The organism is Catenuloplanes niger, from assembly GCF_031458255.1.
GTDB lineage: Bacteria > Actinomycetota > Actinomycetes > Mycobacteriales > Micromonosporaceae > Catenuloplanes > Catenuloplanes niger.
This window is the reverse complement of the sequence record NZ_JAVDYC010000001.1, coordinates 6485725-6505971: the sequence shown is the minus strand read 5'-3', so window position 1 is coordinate 6505971 and position 20247 is coordinate 6485725. Positions and strand designations below refer to the sequence as shown.

Below are 20247 nucleotides of genomic sequence, written 5' to 3'. Positions count from 1 at the left end.
ACCGGCCCACGGCAGAAAGCCCGGGGCCGGGCTGGCCGCAACTTCGGCCCGCCCACCGGTGAGCTGAGAGTTTCTCGCACCGCTCAGGTACCGATCCGCAACGCCGATACAACCTGCCGAGCGCGGCCCTCCCCCGCCGCGCCGGTGGCGACGAGGAGTACCGACGATGGCCCGGACCGAGGCCGGCAGCAGCATGGGCAGCGCCCGGCTCAACCTGATCGGCGCGACGCTCGTACTGGGCCTGCTGGCCACCGGCGGGCTGGTCTGGCACCGGCACGTGGCCGCGATGCCGGAGCCGGTCGCGGCCTGGCAGCGCGGCACGGTCTCGGTCACGCCGCGGGAGACCGGCACGGCCCGGCTGGAGGTCACCGGCATGACGCCCGGCGCGGACCGGGAGCACTGCGCGACCGTGCACTACAGCGGCGACACGGGCGTGGCGGTCCGGCTGTACGGCGCGAACTACGACCCGGCGGACGCGCGGGTGCGGCTGACGATCACCGCGGGCAGCGGGCCGTCGTGCACCGCGTTCGGCGACGCGGTCACGGTCTACTCCGGCACGCTCGCGAACTTCGCGGCGACCCGGAGCGCGTACCGCACCGGCGTCGGCACCTGGCGGCCGGTCGGCGGCGAGACGTCACAGCCGTACGGCTTCACGTACGAGGCGGAGGCGGCCACGCCCACGCCGGCACAGGTCGACTTCGTCTGGGAGGCGCGCGCGGATGACGTCGTTGCTCAGTAACGCCGGCGCGCGGTTCACGGTCGGCGCCGTGGCCGCCGCCGTCGCCGTCCAGGCGCTGCTGCTGGCCTGGCCGTCCGGCACGGCCACCACGATCAGCCAGGCCGCGCTGTGCGCCGCGCTCGGTTACGCCGTCGCCGCCTACCTGCACGCGGCCGCGACCCGCCGGTACGGCCGGTTCTGGATGTGGGCGATCGCCGGCTTCGGCCTGGTGCTGTGGTGCGGCGCCAACCTGGTGATGCTCGGCAACGAGGTCACCGGGCGGGAGCTGGTGCCGGGCACGCTGGTCGCGCTGCCCACGCTGATCACGTTCGGCTGCGCGCTGATCGCGCTGCTGATGCTGCCGACCGCGCCGCACGGCTGGGCCGGCAAGCTGCGGATGACGCTGGACGGCGTGCAGATCAGCACGGCGCTGCTGCTGCCCGGGTGGATCCTCGCGGTCGAGCCCGCGCTGCGGCCCGGCGCGAACTTCCAGTGGGTGAGCATCTCGTACACGATCGGCTCGCTCGCGGTGCTGGCCGTGGCGCTGCTGCTCTTCTCCGGCGCGCAGGGGCAGCCCGCGCTCGGCATGCTCAGCGGCGCGACGGCGCTGGCCGCGCTCTACAACCTGGCCGGCACGTACCTGACGATCGACACGTCGCTGCCGACCGACCGGTACCTCGACGGCCTGATGCTGCTGGTGATCCTGCTGGTCGCGGGCACCACCCGGCTGCCGCTCGGCGCGGGCACGGGCACGGCGTGGTCGCCGCGGCCGCTGGTCGGCGGCTGGCTGATGCCGTACCTCCCGGCGGTGACCGGCCTGGTGATCAGCGCGGTGCACGTGGTCGGCACCGGCCACCTCGACCTGGTCGTGTTCGGGCTGGCCGGGCTGATGGTGGTCGCGATCCTGGCCCGGCAGGGCCTCAGCCTGTGGATGACCGCGCGCCTGACCGCGGAACTCACCGAGCAGCGGCAGCGCCTCGCGCACCAGGCCGCGCACGACCCGCTGACCGGGCTGGCGAACCGGTCCGTGTTCGCGGAGCGGCTCGCGGCCGCGCTGACGCCCGGCGCGCCCGGGGCACCGGCGCTGCTCATGATCGACCTGGACGGGTTCAAGGCGGTCAACGACACGCTCGGGCACGGTGCCGGCGACGCGCTGCTGGTGGAGGTCTCCGGCCGGCTCACGGCGCTGACCCGGTCCGGCGACACCGTGGCCCGGCTCGGCGGCGACGAGTTCGCGGTGCTGCTGGCGGACGCGGACGCGCCCGCCGCGGCCGGACTGGCGGAACGCCTGCTCGCCGATCTGGCCCGGCCGGTGCCGCTGGACACCGGCGACGCCGCGGTCGGCGCGAGCATCGGGATCACGCTCGGCGGCGACGGCTACCTCGACGACCCGGGGCGCATGCTGCGGGACGCGGACCTCGCGCTCTACGCGGCGAAGGCGGACGGCAAGGGCCGCCACCGGTTCGCGGACGACGCGCTGATCACGGAGTCGCTCAACCGGCTGGAGCTGGACGGCGAGCTGCGCAACGCGCTGGTCCGCGGCGAGCTGAAGATCCACTACCAGCCGGTGGTGGACCTGGACTCGGGCCGGGTCACCGGCGCGGAGGCGCTGCTGCGCTGGCAGCACCCGCAGCGCGGACTGCTCCCACCGGCCATGTTCCTGCCGGCCGCGGAGGCGAACGGGCTGCTGCCGGAGATCGACCGCTGGGTGCTGCACCAGGCGGCCCGGCAGGCGTGCGAGTGGCAGGGCGAGAGCGGGTTCTCGGTCAGCGTCAACGTGACGGCCGGGCACGTGCTGTCCGGGCGGCTGGTGCACGACGTGCGGGAGGCGCTGTTCGCCTCCGGCCTGCCGGCGGCGCGGATGCAGCTGGAACTGACCGAGACGTCGCTGCTGCACGACCTCGCCGGGGCGGCGGTGACGCTGACCGAACTGGCGGAGATGGGGGTGCGGGTCGCGCTGGACGACTTCGGCACCGGCTACGCCTCGCTCAGCTATCTGCAGAACCTGCCGATCCACGCGATCAAGATCGACCGCTCGTTCGTCCAGCGGCTCGGCGACGACTCGACCAGCTCCGCGGTGACGCAGGCGCTGGTCAACCTGGCCGAGACGCTCGGCATCTCGCAGATCGCCGAGGGCGTCGAGACCCCGGACCAACTGGACCGGCTGCGGGGCCTGCAGTGCGCGTTCGGCCAGGGCTTCTTCTTCTCCAGCCCGATCCCCCCGGAGGAGCTCACCAAGGTCCTCGCGGACGAACGCGCGGCCGCCTCGTCGTCCTGACCCAGCCGCCGGCACACGCTCGTGGTCCGGACCGTCGTCGGGTCGCCGTCCTTCTCGGCGCGCGCACCCGGGGCGGAAGCTCGCGATCGAGCGCGACATCGCGCGATCGAACGACCCGGGTGCTGGAAACCCCCGACCACCCGGCGATGAGGGTACGCGCGGCGCTCAGAACGGCATGAAGTCCGTATAGGCCGGCTCGGTCAGCGTCGGCGGGAGACGCAGGGCACGGCAGCGCCACGGCCGATCCACCGGGACGTCGGCCCAGCCGAGGTTGGTCGTGAAGTAGCGGAGTGCGGCGTGAACGGGTGGCACGTCGTCGTCCACGACGATCAGGCCACCGGGGCGGACGATGCGGCGCAGGTAGTACAGGTCGACGAAGACCTCGTGGAACCGGTGGCTGCCGTCGACGAACGCGGCGTCCGCGGTCACGCCGTCCCGCAGCAGCGCGGGGAGAGCGACGGACGACTCCGCCCGCAGCAGCGTGGTGGTGGCGGCGAGGCCGGCCTCCACGAGCAGGTTCCAGCCGGAGTCGGTGTAGGCGCGGTCCTGGTACGGGTCGATCACCCAGTGCCGGCCGCCGGCCAGTGCCTCGCCGATCGCGAGCGCGGACGCGCCGTAGGCGAGGCCGATCTCGACCACGGCCCGGACGCGTTCCGCGATCAGCAGGTCGCGGAGCAGGTCGCAGTCGTGGCGCGGCACCGACACGCGGATGAAGTCGTCCGGGGAATGACCGGGCCGCGGGCGGACCGGGCCGCGCTCGTGGAGACGACGTCGCACATTCGGGATCACGGTGTCACCGTACCGTCACCGCGGGTGGGAAATGTCGTACCCGTCGATTAGTATGTGTGTACGAAAGACGCCATCCCACCAGGGAGGATCTTCAACCGTGCCCACTCTCGAGACCGATCTCACGCCGTACGCGACGATGCTTTCGTTCACCCGCTACGTCGGCCGGACCGGGCCGAAAAAGGCCTCCTTCGTCAGCGGGCTCCGGCGGGCGCGGCAGGCCAAGTCCGGCTTCAACCCGCACGGGCAGCTCGTCAAGGCACTCAAGGCCGACATCCAGTTCCGGACGCCGGGCACGCACCTCGCGGCCGTGGTCCAGGCGGTCAAGCCGCGTTGGCAACCGCTCTACGAGGTCTCCGCCGCGGGTGCGACGCGCTACCTGGAAACGCTCGGCGACCTGGACAAGGTGTGGCTCGCGCAGACCCGCGACGCGATCGCGGTGATCGGCGGACTGCCCGTCAAGATCAACCCCCACCTCGGCCTGCGGTACGAAGGGGGCCGCGCCGAGGCCGTCCGCCTGCACTTCGACGAGGCGCCGCCCGGCGACGAGGCGGTGGTGGCCACGCTGCACCTGATGGCCGCCCACATGGACCAGATCCTGCCGCACGCGGAGCCGGTGCTGGTCGACGTGCGGCGCGGTGACGTGTTCCGCGCCGACCCGGCCACCAAGCCGGCCGACATCGACCGCTGGCTCAGCGGCGAGGCCGCCGCGTTCGCCGCGATGTGGTCCACCGCCGCCTGACCGGCCCCGCTCGGCGGCCCGCGGTGCGGGCCGCCGAGCCACCATCCGCGGCCACCACCCGCGGCCACCATCCGCGGCCACCATCCGCGGCCACCACCCGCGGCCACCACCCGCGGCCACCACCCGCGGCCACCACCCGGGGCCACCGCAGCCCGGCGCCCTGCGGCCGCCGCCTGCATCCACCGCCACCCGGCGCCCTGCGGACTGCGGCCGTCGGCGTGCTTCACCCGAACGCGCCCGATTTGCGGCAAATCCGGATTTTGGCGGTGCGGCCGTTTAGGGTGCTGACCGGGAAGCGCTCAGGTGCCGTTCGGTTGCGACGATCGTGTCCCGGTGAAGCACGGCAGCGATCGCCGCAGGATCGCGGAATCACGAGCTCGGGGGACCGTGATGCGCAGGACCATCAGCCGTTGGCGCCACGCCGCACGCACGTGTGGCCGAACCGGACTCACGGCCGTACTGTCGGTCGCCGCGCTGGCCGCGCTGCCCGCCGTCGCGCACGCGCGGGCCGCGGGTGGGCCGGCGGTCAACGGCAGGGCCGCGGCGCACGAGCTGGTGTTCGTGCGGGACGGCAACCTCCTGCTGCTGCGCGGGACCACGGAGAAGCAGCTGACCACCGGTGGGGGCGCCGGGCGGCCGCGGTGGTCGCCGGACGGGAAGCGCATCGCGTACCTGTCGAAGAACCGGCTCTGGGTGATGAACGCGGACGGCAGCGGGCGGCGTGACCTGGGGGCGCACGCGTCCGGCGGCGCGGACTGGTCACCGGACGGGAAGTGGCTGGCGTTCGCGGCGCCCGGCTGCACCGGCGGCCCGGTCGTCTACCGCGTCGCGACCAGCGGGAAGGCCAGGCCCGAGGTGCTGTTCCCGGCGGAGTGCAAGGGGCAGCCGCTGCCCACGGAGAAGCCGGAACCGGCCCGGGGCGGCACGCTGAGCGAACGGATCGCGGTCGACGACGCGGTCTCCTGGGCGCCGGACGGCAAGCGGATCGCGTTCCGCGGCGGGATGTGCGAGTCGATCTACGACGCGTGCCTGACGATCGGGACGGTGGCCGACGCGGGTGAGCGCGCGGTCGCCACGTTCGGCGGCGGGGGCCGGCAGAGCGGGTCCGCGACCGTGCCGGCCTGGCGGCCGGACGGCGCGCGCCTCACCTGGACGGCCAGCGCGTCCGCGAAGCTGACCGTGATCGAGTACGACCCGGCGACCGGCGGGAAGCGCACCCTCGGCATGCCCGGCGACCGGGAGCTGAGCTACCGCACCGCGCGCACCGCGTACCTCACCGGGGAGCGCGACGGCCGCTCGTGGATCTTCCAGCTCGACACGTCCGGCAGCACCCGCACGGCGCTGCGCCAGGGCTCGCAGCCGGATCCCCGCCCATAGACGAACTTTGACCTAAGATATCCACGGAGCCGTACGGGCCCGCCGCGCGGGAGGCAGGGCAAGGCCTCCCCCTCACCAGCCGGCCGGGAGCCTCGCCACGCTGCACCGCTGCCGCCCCGACCGGTCATCCCGGTCCGGGCCGGCGCATCGTCTCGTCGCAGCGACCCCGTTCGGAGATGACTCATGCCCGCATCACGACCGCCCACATCACGACCGCCCGCATCACGGCCGCCCACATCACGACCGCCCACGTCACGGCCGCCCACATCGCGACCGCCCACGTCACGCCGCCGCCCTCGCCTGCCCGGTGTCCTCGCCACCGTCGTCACGATCACCGCGGCCGTGCTCGCGTTGATCACCATCCGGCCCGCGCTGGCCGGCAACGAGCCCACGGCCCAGGCCGAGCCGGTACGGATCATGGCGCTCGGCGACTCGATCACCGGCTCGCCGGGCTGCTGGCGCGCACTGCTCTGGCAGCGCCTGCAGGCCGCCGGCGTCACGAACACCGACTTCGTGGGCACGCTGCCGCCGCAGGGCTGCGGCTTCACCTACGACGGCGAGAACGAGGGCCACGGCGGCTACCTGGCCACCAACATCGCCAACCAGTCGCTGCTGCCGGGCTGGCTGGCCGCGACCGACCCGGACGTCGTACTGATGCATCTCGGCACGAACGACGTGTGGAGCAACATCGCACCGGCCACGATCCTGGCCGCGTTCTCCACCCTGGTCGACCAGATGCGCGCCAGCAATCCCGGCATGCGCGTGCTGGTCGCGCAGATCATTCCGGTGGACCCGCCGAGCTGCACCGAGTGCGCGGCGCGGACCGTGGCGTTCAACGCGGCGATCCCGGCGTGGGCCGCGTCGAAGAGCACGGCCGCGTCGCCGATCACGGTGGTCGACCAGTGGACCGGCTTCGTGCCGGCGACCGACACCGGCGACGGCGTGCACCCGAATGCGTCCGGCGACGCGAAGATCGCGAACCGGTGGTTCACGCCGCTGGTCGCGGCCATCAACGGCACCCAGCCGACCCCGACGCCGACGCCGACCGGCACCGGCAGCCCGTCACCGACGGTCGGCCCGACCGGCAGCCCGACGCCGACCGGCGGGTCCGGTGGTGGCTGTACCGCCTCGTACCGGGTCGTCGGCCAGTGGCAGGGCGGCTTCCAGGGCGAGATCGTGGTCGCCAACGGCGGCAGCGCGGCCAGCCGGTCGTGGACCGCGCGGTTCGCGTTCGGCGCCGGTCAGACCGTGTCGCAGGCGTGGGGCGGGAATGTCACCCAATCGGGTACCGCCGTCACGGTGAGCAACGCGGCCTGGAACGGCGCGCTCGCGCCCGGCGCCTCCACCACGGTCGGATTCATCGGGTCGTGGACGGACAGTAACCCGACCCCCACCACCACCTGCACTTTCGGATAAACACCCGCAAACAACCATCAAACCCCAGAGGGGGTACGGCGGGAGCTGCGCTTCCGTCGTACCCCCTGGGTATTGTCTTGGGTCTGATGAGTATCGAGACGAACACTGATCTAGAAGAAGCGCTCCACCTCAGGCAGCTCTCTGAGATGGACGCGCTGGCCGATCAGATCAACGCGCTGCCTCCCGCCCGGGTGCGGACGTTCCATCCCCGCCGGGGGCGGATGAGTCCGAAGCACCACGACGCGATGGAGCGGCTGTGGGAGAGCCACGGCGTCGACGTGCCGCTCGACCCGGCCACGGCGCTGCCGCTCGACCTCGCCGCGCTCTTCGGCCGCGAGGCGCCCACGGTGCTGGAGATCGGGTCCGGCATGGGTGAGGCGACCGTGGCGATGGCCGCGGCCGACCCGGAGCGTGACTACCTGGCGGTCGAGGTGCACACGCCCGGCGTCGGCAACCTGCTGAGCATGAGCGAGCGCCGCGGCCTGACGAACGTGCGGGTCGCGCTCGGCGACGCGCTCACGCTGGTCGGCCACCAGCTCGCGCCCGCCTCGCTCGACGCGATCCACGTCTTCTTCCCGGACCCGTGGCCGAAGGCGCGCCACCACAAGCGGCGGCTGATCCAGCCCGCACACGTCGGCCTGCTCCGCTCGCGCCTGCGCCCGGGCGGCACGCTGCACTGCGCCACCGACTGGGCGGAGTACGCGGAGGCCATGCTCGACACGCTGACCGCGGAGCCGGGCCTCACCAACGCGTTCGACCGCTTCGCGCCCCGGCCGGACCACCGCCCGATGACGAAGTTCGAGCGCCGCGGCATCACCGCGCATCGCCGCATCTACGACCTGATCTTCCACCGCTCCCCCATCGAGGGCGAGCAGGTCCAGGCCCGGTGATCGAGGCGCCGGCCAGGTCGTCCCGCCGACCTGGCCGGCGCCTCGATTCATGTCCGGGGCCGGCGCGCATCGATGATCGCCTCTTGTCCGGGGAATTCGGGCGGCGGTACGCTGCCCGGGCCATGGTGCTCGGGAAGCCGGTGTGATTCCGGCGCGGTCCTCGCCACTGTGACCGGGTAGTGCCCGTTCCACCCTCGCCACCGGATCCTCACGGTTCTGGGAAGGCCGGGGCGGGCGTGATGATCCGGGAGCCAGGAGACCGGCCATGGCGACGCATCACATCGCCACGAGGCATGGACGAGAGGATCATTCATCATGCCGTCCCACGTTCCCGCGCAGGCCGCCGACCCGGCCGTCGCTCCGATCCGGGTGCCGCTGCTCGCCTGGCTGCTGGCCGTCGTCGCGCTCGTCGTGTCCTACCTGCTGCTCCAGGAGAACGGGCTGGTCACGACCGGTGCGGTCGCGGAGTACCTGCACGAGTTCACCCACGACGGCCGGCACGCGCTCGGCGTCCCGTGTCACTGATGGGCACGGTCACCCTCGGCGGGGTGCTCCGGCGCGGCGCCCTCGCGGGCGTCGCGGCCGGCGTCGCCGCCTCGCTGGTCGCGTTCTTCGTCGTCGAGCCGGTCATCGAGCGTGCGCTCGCCGTGGAGGAGGCCCGCGCCGCGGGCGAGCCCGCGGCGGAGGAGCTCGTCGGCCGGGCCACGCAGGTCGTCGGCGGCATGGTGGCCGCGCTCGCGGTCGCGATCTGCCTCGCGCTGGTGCTGGCCGTGGTGTTCGCGCAGGTGCGGCACCGGCTGCCCGGGCGCACCGACTTCGGCCGGGCGACGCTGCTGGCGTTCCTCGGGTTCGTGTCGTTCGCGCTGGTCCCGGCGTTGAAATACCCGGCCGACCCACCCGCGGTCGGCAACCCGGACACGGTGGGCGCGCGCACCGCGCAGTACCTGTCGCTGATCGCGGCCGCGGCGGCGATCTCCTGGCTGGCCGTGCTGGTGCGGCAGGTGCTCGTGGCCCGCGGGCACTCCACACCGCTCGCGGCGACCGCCGGCGTACTCACCGGCGTGGCCGGCTACGCGGCGATCATGCTGATCTGGCCGGCCGCCAGCGGCGATATCCCGGCGGACGTCCCGGCTCAGCTCATCTGGGACTTCCGGGTCGCGTCACTGGCCGAACTGGCCGCGATGTGGGCGACGATGGGCGCCACGCTGGGACTGCTGCTCACGCCACGGCCCCCGAAGGCGGCGCCCCGCACGGCGGAGGCCACGACCGCGGCATGACCCACCGGCTGCCGCCCGGTTCCGGGCGGCAGCCGGTCCCAGCCGGCAACCGGTCCCAGACGGCAGCCGGTCCCAGACGGCGTTTGTTCGGTGGCCGCAGGCTTCCACGCGGCGGCATGTCTCCGCGCAAGCAGCCGTTCCTCCGACGACCGCCGCTTTCCACGCGGCAGCAAGTTTCCACATGACGTCCCTTCGGCGGCCGCCGGCGTCGCGCAGCGACCGTTCCTCCGACGGCCACCGGTTTCCACGCGGCAGCTGGTTTCCACGCGACTTCCTCGGCGGCCTCGGGTTTCCACGCGGCAGCTGGTTTCCACGCGACTTCCTCGGCGGCCTCGGGTTTCCACGCGGCAGCTGGTTTCCACGCAGCGGCCGGTCTTCGCTCAGCGGCGGGTCTCCGCGCAGCAGTCGTTCTCCGACGGCAGCCGCTTCCACGCGGCAGCAGGTTTCCACGCGACGCTCCCTCGGCAGCGGCCGGTCTCCGCGCAGCGGCCGTTCCTCAGACGGCCACCGGTTTCCACGCGGCAGCACGTTTCCACGCGACTTCCCTCGGCGGCCTCGGGTTCCCCACGCAGCGGCCGATCTCCGCGCGGCCATTCCTCCGACGGCAGCCAGATTCAGGGGGAAGCCAGGTTCCGGGCGGCAGCCAGACCCCGGGCGCCAGCCAGGTTCCGGGCGGAGCCCGTGATCGCCAGGATCTGCAGCGGCCTGATGATCTACCCAGTCCTGCGCAGCGGCCGAATCCGCAGGCGGCCAGAGCCACGCGACGGCCAGACACACGCGACGGCCGGACCCACCCGGCAGCCAGACCCATCCGGCGGCCGGAGCCGTGTGGTGGCCGGGTTCGCGTGGTGGGTGGGCGTGCTGCCGTGAGGTGGCGTCGAGGTGAGCGGAATCGGGTGACGGGCGCGCGCGTCGTACGCGCTGGTCTGTGATTTGCCGGTTTTGAGGTGGCTCGCCGCTTTAATCTGGCAGAGGGGAGCAGGCGCGACGAGAGGAACGGCCGGTGGCGACGACGGGCAGCACCGCCGTGACCGGCACGGACGCGGACTGGGTGCACGTCTCGCGCCGCTCGCTCTCGCAGGACGCCGCGGACCGGCTCGCGGAACTGGCCGCGCGTGCGACCGGCGCGCCGACCGGCCTGGTCCAGCTGCTGGAGGGCCGCAGCATGCTGATGAGCGGCGGCTACCACCTGCCCGCCGTCTGGGCCGACCTGGGCGCGATCCCGGCCGCGTCCACGCTCGCCGGCGTCATCCTGGACTCCGGCTGCCCGCTGGTCGTGCACGACGTGCTCGACGACGCGCGGGTCCCGCCGGACGCGCCGGTGCGGCGGGCGGACGCGCGGGCCTACCTCGGCTATCCGGTGCGGTCCCGGACCGGCGCGGTGGTCGGCGTCTGCGCGGTGGTCGACTACCGGCCGCGGGACTGGACCGTGGCGGAGCAGTCCGTGGTCGGGCACGCGGCCGAGGTGTGCGGCACGTTCGTGGCGGAGCGGGAGGCGCTGGAGAACGCCGACCGGCACCGGCGCTTCCTGGACGCGGTGCTGGACAACCTGCACGACGGCGTGGTCGCCTGCGACGCGGACGGCCGCCGGGTGCTGATCAACGCGCCGATGCTGCGGTTCACCGGGCGCACGCCGGAGCCGTTCGCGGCCGGCGGGCACCCGCTCGACTTCGGCCTCCGGCACGCGGACGGACGGCCGATGGCGCCGGAGGACACCCCGCTGTCCCGCGCGTTCGCCGGTGAGGAGCTGCACGGGCTGGAGGTGCTGGCGGACTCGCCGATGCAGCGTCCGCGGGTGTTGCTGGTCGACGGTCAGCCGATCGCGGACGCGTCCGGTGAGCGGCTCGGCGCCGTGGTCGCGCTGCAGGACGTCACCGAGCTCAAGCGCACCGAACGGTTCCGCGACTGCGAGCTGGCGGTCGCGTCCGCGCTGGCCGAGGCCGCGAGCGCGACGGAGGCCGGCCCACGGGTGCTGGAGGCCGTGGTCCGCACGCTGGGCTGGGCGCACGCGGAGCTGTGGCTGGTCGACGGCCCGGGCGGCGTGCTGCGGACCGCCGCGCACTGGAGCGCGCCGGGCAGCGTGGCCGAGATGCACGTGCCGGACCAGCTCGCGTACGGCCAGGGCATCTCCGGCAAGGCGTGGCTGACCGGCGAGCCGGTCTGGATCCGTGACCTGGCGGACGGCGAGGCGCTGCTGCCCGCGGACACGATCGAGACGTCGCAGTTGCACGCCGCGCTCGCCATCCCGGTCCGGTCCGGTGACGACACGCTCGGCGTGCTCGCGTTCTTCGCCGAGGTCGTCGAGGATCCGGAGGACGCGCTGGTCGCGCTGCTGGCCGGGATCGCCGCGCACGTCGGCCAGTTCCTGGAACGCCGCCGTGCGGAGGACCTGGAGCTGCAGCTGGCCCGCAGCAAGGACGAGTACCTGGCGCTGATCGGCCACGAGATGCGCACGCCGCTGACCTCGATCAGCGCGTACACCAGCCTGCTCCGCGAGGCCACGCCGGCGCAGCTGACCGCGGACGGCCCGGCGCTGCTCGAGGTGATCGACCGCAACACCACGCTGCTCCGCGGCATCATCGACGACCTGCTGGACCTGGCCGCGCTGGACACCGGCCACGCCACCGTGCAGCTCACCCCGTGCGACCTGGCCGAGGTGGTACGCGAGGCGGCCGACGCGGCCCGCTCCTCACTGACCGGCGACTCCGTCACGGTGCGCGTGGACACGCCCGCCGAGCTGGTGCTGCCCGGCGACCGGCTGCGGTTGCGCCGGGTGCTGGACAACCTGATCGGCAACGCGATCAAGTACAGCCCGGACGGTGGCGAGGTCACGGTGACGCTCACCGCGGACGGCGACTACGCGGCCGAGCTGGTCGTGGCGGACCGTGGCATCGGCATCCCGCCGGACGAGCGCGACCGCCTGTTCTCCCGCTTCTACCGCAGTTCCCGCACGCGGGACCGGGCGATCCCGGGCAGCGGTCTCGGCCTGGCGATCAGCCGCGCCATCATCGAACGCCACCACGGCACGATCGCGCTGCTCAACCCGGACTCCGGCACCGCCTTCCAGATCCGCCTGCCGATGAACAGCTCGGACTGACCGGTCCTGGGCGGCCCGCCGGCAGCAGTCCTAGCTGGACCGGACCGGTTCGGGGGTGAACGGGACGATCACCGTGTCGCGCAGTGCCGGCTCGCCGGCCGGGTGCTGCCACAGGCCGCGCTCGCGGAGGATCGGCAGCACGCCCTCGCCGAACCAGTACGCCTCCTCCAGGTGCGGGTAGCCGGAGAGGATGAACTCGCTCAGGCCGAGGTTCGCGTACTCCTCGATCCGGTCCGCAACCTCGGTGTGGCTGCCGACCAGCGCGGTGCCGGCCCCGCCGCGGATCAGGCCGACGCCGGCCCACAGGTTCGGGGAGATCTCCAGGCCGTCGCGGGTGCCGCCGTTGAGCGCGAGCATGCGGCGCTGGCCCTCGGACTCGCTGCGGTGCAGGCCGGCCTGGACCTTGGCGATCTCGTCGTCGGAGATGCCGCGCAGCAGCCGGGACGCCTCGGCCCACGCCTCCTCGGAGGTGTCCCGGGTGATCGTGTGCAGGCGGATGCCGTACCGCTGGATCCGGCCCTCGGCCGCGGTGAGCCCGCGGATCCACTCCAGCTTCCTCGCCACCTGCGCGGGCGGCTCGCCCCAGGTGAGGTAGACGTCGGAGTGGCGGGCCGAGACCGGGCCGGCCGCCGCGGAGGAGCCGCCGAAGTAGACCGGTGGGACCGGGTCGAACAGCCGGTTGAGTTTCGCGCCCTCGACGCGCACGTGCTCGCCGCCGAACGTGACGGTCTCGCCGCGCCACAGTGACCGGACCACGTGCAGGAACTCGTCGGTACGGGCGTACCGCGCCTCCTTGTCCAGGAAGTCGCCGTACGCGCGCTGTTCCGCGCTCTCCCCGCCGGTGACCACGTTGAGCAGCACCCGGCCCTGGGAGAGGCGCTGGTAGGTGGTCGCCATGTGCGCGGCCAGCGTCGGCGAGAGCAGGCCGGGCCGGAACGCGACCAGGAACTTCAGTCGCTCGGTGACCTCGGTCAGCATCGCGGTGGTGATCCACGCGTCCTCGCATCAGGCGCCGGTCGGCGTGAGCACGCCCTCGAAGCCGAGCTGCTCCGCCGAGCGCGCGATCTGGCCCAAATAGGCGGTGGTGGCCGGCCGGGCCTGCGCGGCGGCGCCGGGTGCGACGCCGTGCCCGCCGCCGACGATGTCCCGGCTGTCGCCGGAGGTCGGCAGGAACCAGTGGAAGGTGAGGCTCATGGTGGATCTCCCCAGGTTTCGCGAGAGGTCAGAGCAGCCCGTGCCGGGGCGGCAGGGTGTCGTTCAGCACGTACCGGCCGATGTGCTGGACCTTCCAGCGGACCGGATCGTGCAGCGTGTGCGTGCGCGCGTTGCGCCAGTGCCGGTGCAGGTTGAGCGGGTCGAGGCTGGACCGGGTGCCGGAGACCTCGAACAGCGCGTTCGTGATCGCGAGCGCGGCCCGGTCCGCGTAGGCCTTGGCGGCCGCGACCGCGATCGAGGCGGCGCCGGCGCTCCGGTCGGTGAGGTCCGCGCGGGCCGCGTCGACCGCGCGGGCGGCGTCGGCGAGCAGCGCGTTCGCGGCGCGGAGCTCGATCGACAGCTCGCCGAACCGCTGGACGAGCAGCGGGTCGTCGGACGCCCTGTCGAACCCGCTCTCGAAGTACGGCCGGGAGCGGGTGCGGACGAACTCGACCGCGTCGGTCAGCGCGCCGTCCGCGATGCCGGCGTCGATCGCGGCGTGCAGCAGCTGGGCGACCGCGCCGTGCAGCTGCGGGCCGGTGAACGTCAGGTGGTGCGGGAGCACCCGGTCCGCGGGCACGTGCACGCCGTCGAGCCGGACCGTGCCGCTGGCCGTGGTGCGCTGGCCCATGCCGTCCCAGTCGTCGATCACGGTGAGGCCGGGCGTGCCCGCCTCGACGTACGCGACGTGCAGTTGCTCGTCGTCGCCGCGGGCCAGCACCGGGATCCAGTGCGCGAACAGCGCGCCGGTGCTGTAGTGCTTCGTGCCGTCCAGCCGGAAGCCGTCGTGCTGCCGGGTCAGTCGGGTGCGGTAGTCCTGCACGTGCTTGGTGCCGGCCTCGGACTGGGCGTTGCCGAACCGCTTGCCGGACAGCAGTTCCCGGTAGAAGAAGGCCCGCTGCTCGGCCGTGCCCCGGGCGCGGATCACGTTGACGTAGACGAAGTGGCTCTGCGGGATCTGCGCGATGTTCGGGTCCGCGGCCGCGAGCAGGCGCATCACCTCGGCCAGCGTGACCGCGTCGACGTCCGCGCCGCCGTGCTCGGCGGGCACGGTGATCGCGAGCAGCCCGGCGGTGGACAGCCGGTCGAGCTCCGCGCGGGGCAGCCGGCGCTCGGCGTCGCGCGCGGCCGCGTCCTCGGCGAACTCGGCGGCGAGCCGGCGTGCCGTCTCCAGCGCTTCGGTCCCGTCGGCGATGACATGCGCCCCGGTCATGCGGCACCCTCACTCTACGGCCGGAAAACTGAACGGAGCTTACCCATAATTCCTATATAAATACTAGGCTTGACTCCCGACCTGGAGGTTGCCATGGCCCTGTGGAGACCCGATCCGAGCTTCTACGCCTCGCCCCGCGACGCCGCGACCGCGCCGCCCGAGCGGCTCGCCTACGTGGCCGCGTTCGACCGCTCCGCCACCCGGCCGGACGCGATCGCGGTGGTGGACACCGATCCCGCCTCAGCCGACTTCGGCCGCGTGGTGGGGTGGACCGACCTGCCGTACACCGGCGACGAGCTCCATCATTTCGGGTGGAACGCGTGCAGCAGCGCGCTCTGCCCGACCGCGCCGCACCCGCACGTGGAGCGCCGCTACCTGATCGTGCCGGGGCTGCGTTCCTCCCGGGTCTACGTGCTGGACACCAAGGACGACCCGCGCTCGCCGGTCGTCACGAAGGTACTGCCGGCCTCCGAGCTGGCGGAACGCGCGGGATACTCGCGGCCGCACACCGTGCACTGCGGGCCGGACGGGATCTATCTGTCCGCGCTCGGTGGCGCCGGACCGGACGAGGGCCCGGGCGGGATCGCGGTGCTCGACCACACCACGTTCGACGTGCGCGGCGCCTGGGAGGCCGACCGGGGGCCGCAGTTCCTCGCGTACGACTTCTGGTGGCACCTGACGCAGGACGTGCTGGTCACGTCCGAGTGGGGGACGCCGTCGATGATCGAGGACGGGATCGTGCCAGAACTGCTGCTGGGCCGGAAGTACGGGCACGCGCTGCACTTCTGGGACCTGCGCCGCCGCCGGCACGTGCAGCGGGTCGACCTGGGCGACCGGTACCAGATGCCGCTGGAGCTGCGGCCGGCCCACGACCCCACCCGACGGTACGGGTTCGTCGGCGTGGTGATCAGCGTGGAAGACCTGTCCGCGTCCGTCTGGGTGTGGCATCACTCCGGGAACGAGTGGGCGGTCACCAAGGTGATCGACATTCCGGCCGAGCCGGCCGACCCGGCGCTGCTGCCGCCCGCGCTGCAGCCGTTCGGCGCGGTCCCGCCGCTGGTCACGGACATCGACCTGTCCGTGGACGACCGCTGGCTGTACGTCTCGTGCTGGGGCACGGGCGAGCTGAAGCGGTACGACGTGAGCGACCCGTTCCACCCGGTCGAGGCCGGATCCGTGCACCTCGGCGGCATCGTGCGGCGGGCGGCGCACCCGTCGTTCCCGGACGAGCGGCTGGCCGGCGGCCCGCAGATGGTCGAGGTGAGCCGGGACGGGCGGCGGGTGTACGTGACGAACTCGCTCTACGGCGCGTGGGACGACCAGTTCTACCCGGCCGGCGTGGGCGCGTGGCAGGCGCTGGTGCACGCCGGTGATTCGCTGGTTCTCGACGAGCGGTTCTTCCCGCACGGCGACGACTTCCGCGGGCTGCGCGTGCACCAGACGCGGTTGCAGGGCGGGGACGCGTCGTCCGACTCGTACTGCTTCCCGTGACGCTCCTGGCGCTCGCGGCGCTGGGCGTCTTCCACGGCCTGAACCCGGCGATGGGGTGGCTGTTCGCGGTCGCGCGCGGGCTGCAGGAACGGTCCCGGCGGGCACTGCTGCTGTCGCTGCCGCCGATCGCGGCCGGGCACCTCGCGTCCGTGGCGGTGGTGGCCGCGCTGGTCGTCGCGTCCCGGTCGGTGGTGGCCACCCGGTGGGTCGCGATCGGCGGGGGTGTGGTGCTGGTCGGGTTCGGGCTGTGGCGGGCGCTGTCCCGGCGGCACTTCCGCTGGGCCGGGATGCGGCTGTCGCTGCCGGAGCTGGCGGGGTGGTCGTTCCTGATGTCGTCCGCGCACGGTGCCGGGCTGATGCTGCTTCCCGTGCTGGCGACGGCGCCGGTGGGTGGCGGGCACGCGGAGCACGGGGTCGCGGCGGTGGGCGGTGACGCGCTCACCGGGCTGGCCGCCGCCGGGATTCACACGGTGGCCATGTTCGGGGCGGCGGGGGTGGTGGCGGTGGTCGTCTACGAGGTGGCCGGGCTGCGCGTCCTGCGGACCGCGTGGTTCAACCTGGACAGACTGTGGGCGGGGGTGCTGATCGCGGCGGGACTGCTGACGATCGCGGTGGCATGAACGATCTACGGTGCCGGACGTGACCGAGATCCGGGTCCGGCTCGCCGCCGTGACCGCAGCGCTGGCCGCCATCCTGCTCCGCGTCGCCGTCACGGCGATCGAGACCTCGCTGGGGTGATGCCCTCCACGTCCTGACCGGCATCGCGGCGGCGGCTGTTCCCGTCACGGCCTTCCTCCTCGTCGCCGGGGCCGGTCGGCGGCGGCCGGCGCGCCTCCGGGTGGACGCCGTGGCCGGCGCGCTGGTCGCGCCGCCCCGGTTGCTGCACTCCGGGATCGTGCTGATCATCACGTCGTCCGCCGTCACCAGCTCGTTGATCTCCGCGCGGCCGGATCCGGCGTCCGGCTGCTGGGCGGATCGCGTGCTGCTGGCGGTGTGCGTCGCGCTGCTGACCGTCAGCGTGGTCTGGTTCGCCGTGCCCCGGCCGCGTCTCACCATGGACGCGGAGCGCATCACGCTGCACCAGGTGTTCCCGCTGCCGGTGACCCGCGTCCGGTGGAGCGAACTCGATGCCGGCGAGCCGGTCCGGACCGGCGGCGGACGACACACCATGGCGCTCCAGCTCCCGGACCGGCTGGTCCCGGTGCCCGCGCACCTGCTCGATGTGGATCCTGACTTCCTCGCCCGGGTGATGTCCGAGCTGGCCGCGGCAGCGGATCGACGCGCATTCATTGACAGCCGTCTCTCCACTGTGTGACGCTCGGCTCCTGCGGGAGCCGACAGTCCACGCAGCATCGGCGCGGAGAGCCGGGCAGTTCCCCGCGCCCGCCCCGGCGCGCATTACGTGCGGCGCTCACCAGCACCGGCCCACCCACGCGACCTGCGCTCGGGCACTTTCGACAACCACCGTCGACGAGAGTGCTTGGAGTTCTCCATGTCCCCTGTCAAACGCCTGCTACTGATCGCGGCGGCGGCCGCGCTCGTGCTCACCACCGGACTGGTCGATCCCGCGTCCGCGCACGGCTCCGCCGTCAACCCGCCGTCCCGTAACTACGGCTGCTGGAAGCGCTGGGGCGGCGACTTCCAGAACCCGGCCATGGCCACCCAGGACCCGATGTGCTGGCAGGCCTGGAACGCCGACTCCACCGCGATGTGGAACTGGAACGGCCTCTACCGGGAGAACGTGCAGGGCAACCACCAGGCCGCGATCCCGGACGGCACGCTGTGCAGCGCGGGCAACACCGGCGGCACCCGGTACTCCGCGCTGGACACGCCGGGGGCCTGGGTGGCGCAGACCGTGCCGACCAGCTTCACGCTGCGCATGCACGACCAGGCGCAGCACGGCGCGGACTACCTGCTGACCTACGTGACGAAGCCCGGGTTCAACCCGCTCACCCAGCGACTCGGCTGGGGCGACCTGCAACTGGCCGGCCAGACCGGGGTGATCCCGCCGGGCGGTGGGCAGACCGAGTCCGACCCGGCGCTGAACGGGAAGACCTACACGGTGAATGTCAGCGCGCCGGGGCGGACCGGCCGGGCCGTGCTCTACACGATCTGGAAGGCGAGCCACGCGGACCAGGTCTACTACCTCTGCAGCGACGTGATCTTCGGCGGCACCAGCTCGAACCCGTCGCCGACGCCGTCGATCACGGTGTCGCCGAGCCCGAGCCCGAGCGCGAGCCCGACGCCGCCGTCGACGCCGGGCCCCGGGCCGAGCACGCCGAACCCGGCCGGCGCCTGCACCGCGACGTACTCCGTCACGAGCCAGTGGAACGGTGGCTTCCAGGCGGACGTGCGGGTCACCAACGGCGGTTCCGCGGTGAGCGGCTGGTCGGTGGCCTGGAGCTGGCAGGACGGGCAGCAGGTGACGCAGAGCTGGGGCGCGACGATCTCCACGCTGAGCAACGGCGTCACGGTCGCGCGCAACGCCGGCTACAACGGCGCGCTGGCCGCTGACGGCAGCGCCTCGTTCGGCTTCATCGGCACCTCCACCGGTACGCCCAGCGCACCGCCGCTGACCTGTACCACCGTCGCCTGAGCACCGGGTGCGCGGCCCTCCGGGGTCGCGCACTCTTGACGTACCGGTTTAGTCTTGCCTAAAGGTTTTAGTTCTGCCTAACATCGATGGTAGGGAACGAGTCCCCCGAGGAGGCCGTCATGCGACACCTGTTCCGCGATGCAGAGCCCGCCGGCGGCGACTTCGGGCGGACCGTGGTCGACGAGGTCACGTGGTACATGCGGGAGAACAAGGTGACCCGCGGTGAACTCGCCCAGGCGATGGGCGTGTCCCCCGGCCGGGTCAGTCAGATCCTCTCCGGCGACGAGAACCTCACGCTCCGCACGCTCGCCTCGGTGATCGAGGCGCTCGGCGCCCAGGTGGAGTTCACGCTCCGCCCGGTGGACGAGGCCCTCGCCTAGGCCGTGCGCACCCGCGGGGCCGGGGCCGGGCTGAGCACCATCGGCGGCCGGTACGGTGCCATCTTGTGGTGGCCCGCGTTGTAGGCCAGGCCCAGCAGCCGCACCAGGTCACGGTACGCGTCGTGGCGCAGGATGCCGGCCATCCGGCCCAGGTCGTCGACCGCCTTGGCGTACCGTGGCTCCTTCGTGGTCCGGGAGGCCTGCAACGCGGCGACGACCTTGGCGCGGCTCGCGCTCGCCTCGATCAGGTGCACCACGTCCAGCCGTGACTGGATCGCGTTGAGCTGCGCGTGGATGCGGCCCCGGCGGCGTTCCTCCACGGTCAGCCGCTCCATCAGGTACTCGTGGTAGTAGCGCGCCGCCATGCTCAGCTCGTCCGTCGACCACTCGTCGTCGACGCGCGCCTCGCACCAGTTCTGCCGGTCGTCGGCCATGCCCTCCTGCAGCCGGGTGAGCAGCCGGGTCAGCCACACGGAGGACAGATCGCGGCGCAGGTCCCGCCGGTCCGCGGCCCGTTTGTTGAGCTCGCTCAGCCACAGCATGCTGGGCGCGGCGACGCCGAGCCCGAGCAGCGCGGCCGGTAACTGCGAGACGATCAGCACCGCCAGCACCGCGGTCGCGGTGGAGAGCGCGCTGGTCACCCCGATCACCGCGAACGCCCAGCGCCGCGCGCTCGGCCCGAACGGCCGGCCCTTCCCCTCGCAGCGCAGCAGGAGAAAGACGGTCGCGGACGCGCTCGCCAGCAGGAACGTGACACCGAACATCGCACCGTGCACGGCCACTCACCCCCTG

Annotated in this window: 17 protein-coding genes, 1 pseudogene and 1 riboswitch; of the genes and pseudogenes, 14 read left to right on the top strand and 4 right to left on the bottom strand. The window is 73.1% G+C overall.

The window, feature by feature from the left end:
* Positions 1-166: 166 nt before the first annotated feature.
* Both J2S44_RS28940 and J2S44_RS28935 read left to right on the top strand, forming a co-directional pair.
* Positions 167-739: a hypothetical protein gene (locus J2S44_RS28940; RefSeq protein WP_310420342.1), complete on the top strand. Its 573-nt coding sequence runs from the start codon at positions 167-169 to the stop codon at positions 737-739.
* On the top strand, positions 720-2996 hold the full coding sequence (locus tag J2S44_RS28935; RefSeq protein WP_310420340.1) for a putative bifunctional diguanylate cyclase/phosphodiesterase: 2277 nt from the start codon (positions 720-722) through the stop codon (positions 2994-2996). The genes J2S44_RS28940 and J2S44_RS28935 overlap by 20 nt, the downstream gene beginning before the upstream one ends.
* 165 nt (positions 2997-3161) lie before the next feature.
* Here the strand turns inward: J2S44_RS28935 and J2S44_RS28930 are convergent, their stop codons facing one another.
* Complete coding sequence (locus tag J2S44_RS28930; protein ID WP_310420338.1) at positions 3162-3773, bottom strand: class I SAM-dependent methyltransferase; 612 nt, start codon at positions 3771-3773, stop codon at positions 3162-3164.
* 64 nt (positions 3774-3837) lie between these two features.
* Here J2S44_RS28930 and J2S44_RS28925 point away from each other — a divergent pair, with 64 nt between their 5' ends.
* The 7 genes from J2S44_RS28925 to J2S44_RS28895 all read left to right on the top strand — a co-directional run bounded on the left by J2S44_RS28925 (position 3838) and on the right by J2S44_RS28895 (position 12581).
* Positions 3838-4524: a hypothetical protein gene (locus J2S44_RS28925; protein WP_310429974.1), complete on the top strand. Its 687-nt coding sequence runs from the start codon at positions 3838-3840 to the stop codon at positions 4522-4524.
* Between the two features lie 390 nt (positions 4525-4914).
* On the top strand, positions 4915-5901 hold the full coding sequence (locus J2S44_RS28920; RefSeq protein ID WP_310420336.1) for a TolB family protein: 987 nt from the start codon (positions 4915-4917) through the stop codon (positions 5899-5901).
* A 342-nt stretch (positions 5902-6243) separates the two neighbouring features.
* Complete coding sequence (locus tag J2S44_RS28915; RefSeq protein ID WP_310420333.1) at positions 6244-7317, top strand: cellulose binding domain-containing protein; 1074 nt, start codon at positions 6244-6246, stop codon at positions 7315-7317.
* Positions 7318-7538: 221 nt separating this feature from the next.
* Positions 7539-8207 (top strand): tRNA (guanosine(46)-N7)-methyltransferase TrmB, encoded by a 669-nt coding sequence (trmB, locus tag J2S44_RS28910; RefSeq protein WP_374728027.1) that lies wholly within the window; start codon positions 7539-7541, stop codon positions 8205-8207.
* A 106-nt stretch (positions 8208-8313) separates the two neighbouring features.
* A riboswitch (cobalamin riboswitch) is annotated at positions 8314-8489 on the top strand.
* Between the two features lie 33 nt (positions 8490-8522).
* Positions 8523-8732, top strand: coding sequence for a CbtB domain-containing protein (locus J2S44_RS28905; RefSeq protein WP_310420331.1), 210 nt, complete (start codon positions 8523-8525; stop codon positions 8730-8732).
* Positions 8732-9484: a CbtA family protein gene (locus J2S44_RS28900; RefSeq protein ID WP_310420329.1), complete on the top strand. Its 753-nt coding sequence runs from the start codon at positions 8732-8734 to the stop codon at positions 9482-9484. Before J2S44_RS28905 ends, J2S44_RS28900 begins: the two co-directional genes overlap by 1 nt.
* A 1003-nt stretch (positions 9485-10487) precedes the next feature.
* Positions 10488-12581, top strand: a complete 2094-nt coding sequence (locus tag J2S44_RS28895; protein WP_310420327.1) for a sensor histidine kinase — start codon at positions 10488-10490, stop codon at positions 12579-12581.
* A 30-nt stretch (positions 12582-12611) separates the two neighbouring features.
* On the opposite strand, the pseudogene J2S44_RS28890 reads toward J2S44_RS28895, so the two are convergent.
* Both J2S44_RS28890 and J2S44_RS28885 read right to left on the bottom strand, forming a co-directional pair.
* Positions 12612-13775 (bottom strand): annotated as a pseudogene (locus J2S44_RS28890) (LLM class flavin-dependent oxidoreductase).
* 28 nt (positions 13776-13803) lie between these two features.
* A complete protein-coding gene (locus J2S44_RS28885; RefSeq protein WP_310420325.1) occupies positions 13804-14988 on the bottom strand; it encodes an SfnB family sulfur acquisition oxidoreductase in 1185 nt (394 codons plus the stop codon).
* A gap of 93 nt (positions 14989-15081) precedes the next feature.
* On the opposite strand from J2S44_RS28885, the gene J2S44_RS28880 reads away from it, so the two are divergent.
* From J2S44_RS28880 to J2S44_RS28860, 5 genes are all read left to right on the top strand, one after another.
* Entirely contained in the window at positions 15082-16479 is a 1398-nt protein-coding gene (locus J2S44_RS28880) for a selenium-binding protein SBP56-related protein (RefSeq protein ID WP_310420323.1), read from the top strand.
* Positions 16476-17099 (top strand): hypothetical protein, encoded by a 624-nt coding sequence (locus J2S44_RS28875; RefSeq protein WP_310420321.1) that lies wholly within the window; start codon positions 16476-16478, stop codon positions 17097-17099. Before J2S44_RS28880 ends, J2S44_RS28875 begins: the two co-directional genes overlap by 4 nt.
* 227 nt (positions 17100-17326) lie before the next feature.
* Positions 17327-17794: a hypothetical protein gene (locus J2S44_RS28870; RefSeq protein WP_310420319.1), complete on the top strand. Its 468-nt coding sequence runs from the start codon at positions 17327-17329 to the stop codon at positions 17792-17794.
* Between the two features lie 177 nt (positions 17795-17971).
* Entirely contained in the window at positions 17972-19075 is a 1104-nt protein-coding gene (locus J2S44_RS28865) for a lytic polysaccharide monooxygenase (RefSeq protein WP_310420317.1), read from the top strand.
* Between the two features lie 119 nt (positions 19076-19194).
* The gene (locus J2S44_RS28860; RefSeq protein WP_310420315.1) at positions 19195-19455 is read left to right on the top strand and encodes a helix-turn-helix domain-containing protein; all 261 of its coding nucleotides are present in this window, start codon (positions 19195-19197) and stop codon (positions 19453-19455) included.
* On the opposite strand, the gene J2S44_RS28855 is transcribed toward J2S44_RS28860, so the two are convergent.
* On the bottom strand, positions 19452-20231 hold the full coding sequence (locus tag J2S44_RS28855; protein ID WP_310420313.1) for a hypothetical protein: 780 nt from the start codon (positions 20229-20231) through the stop codon (positions 19452-19454). The two genes, J2S44_RS28860 and J2S44_RS28855, sit on opposite strands and share 4 nt — an antisense overlap.
* Positions 20232-20247 lie beyond the last annotated feature (16 nt).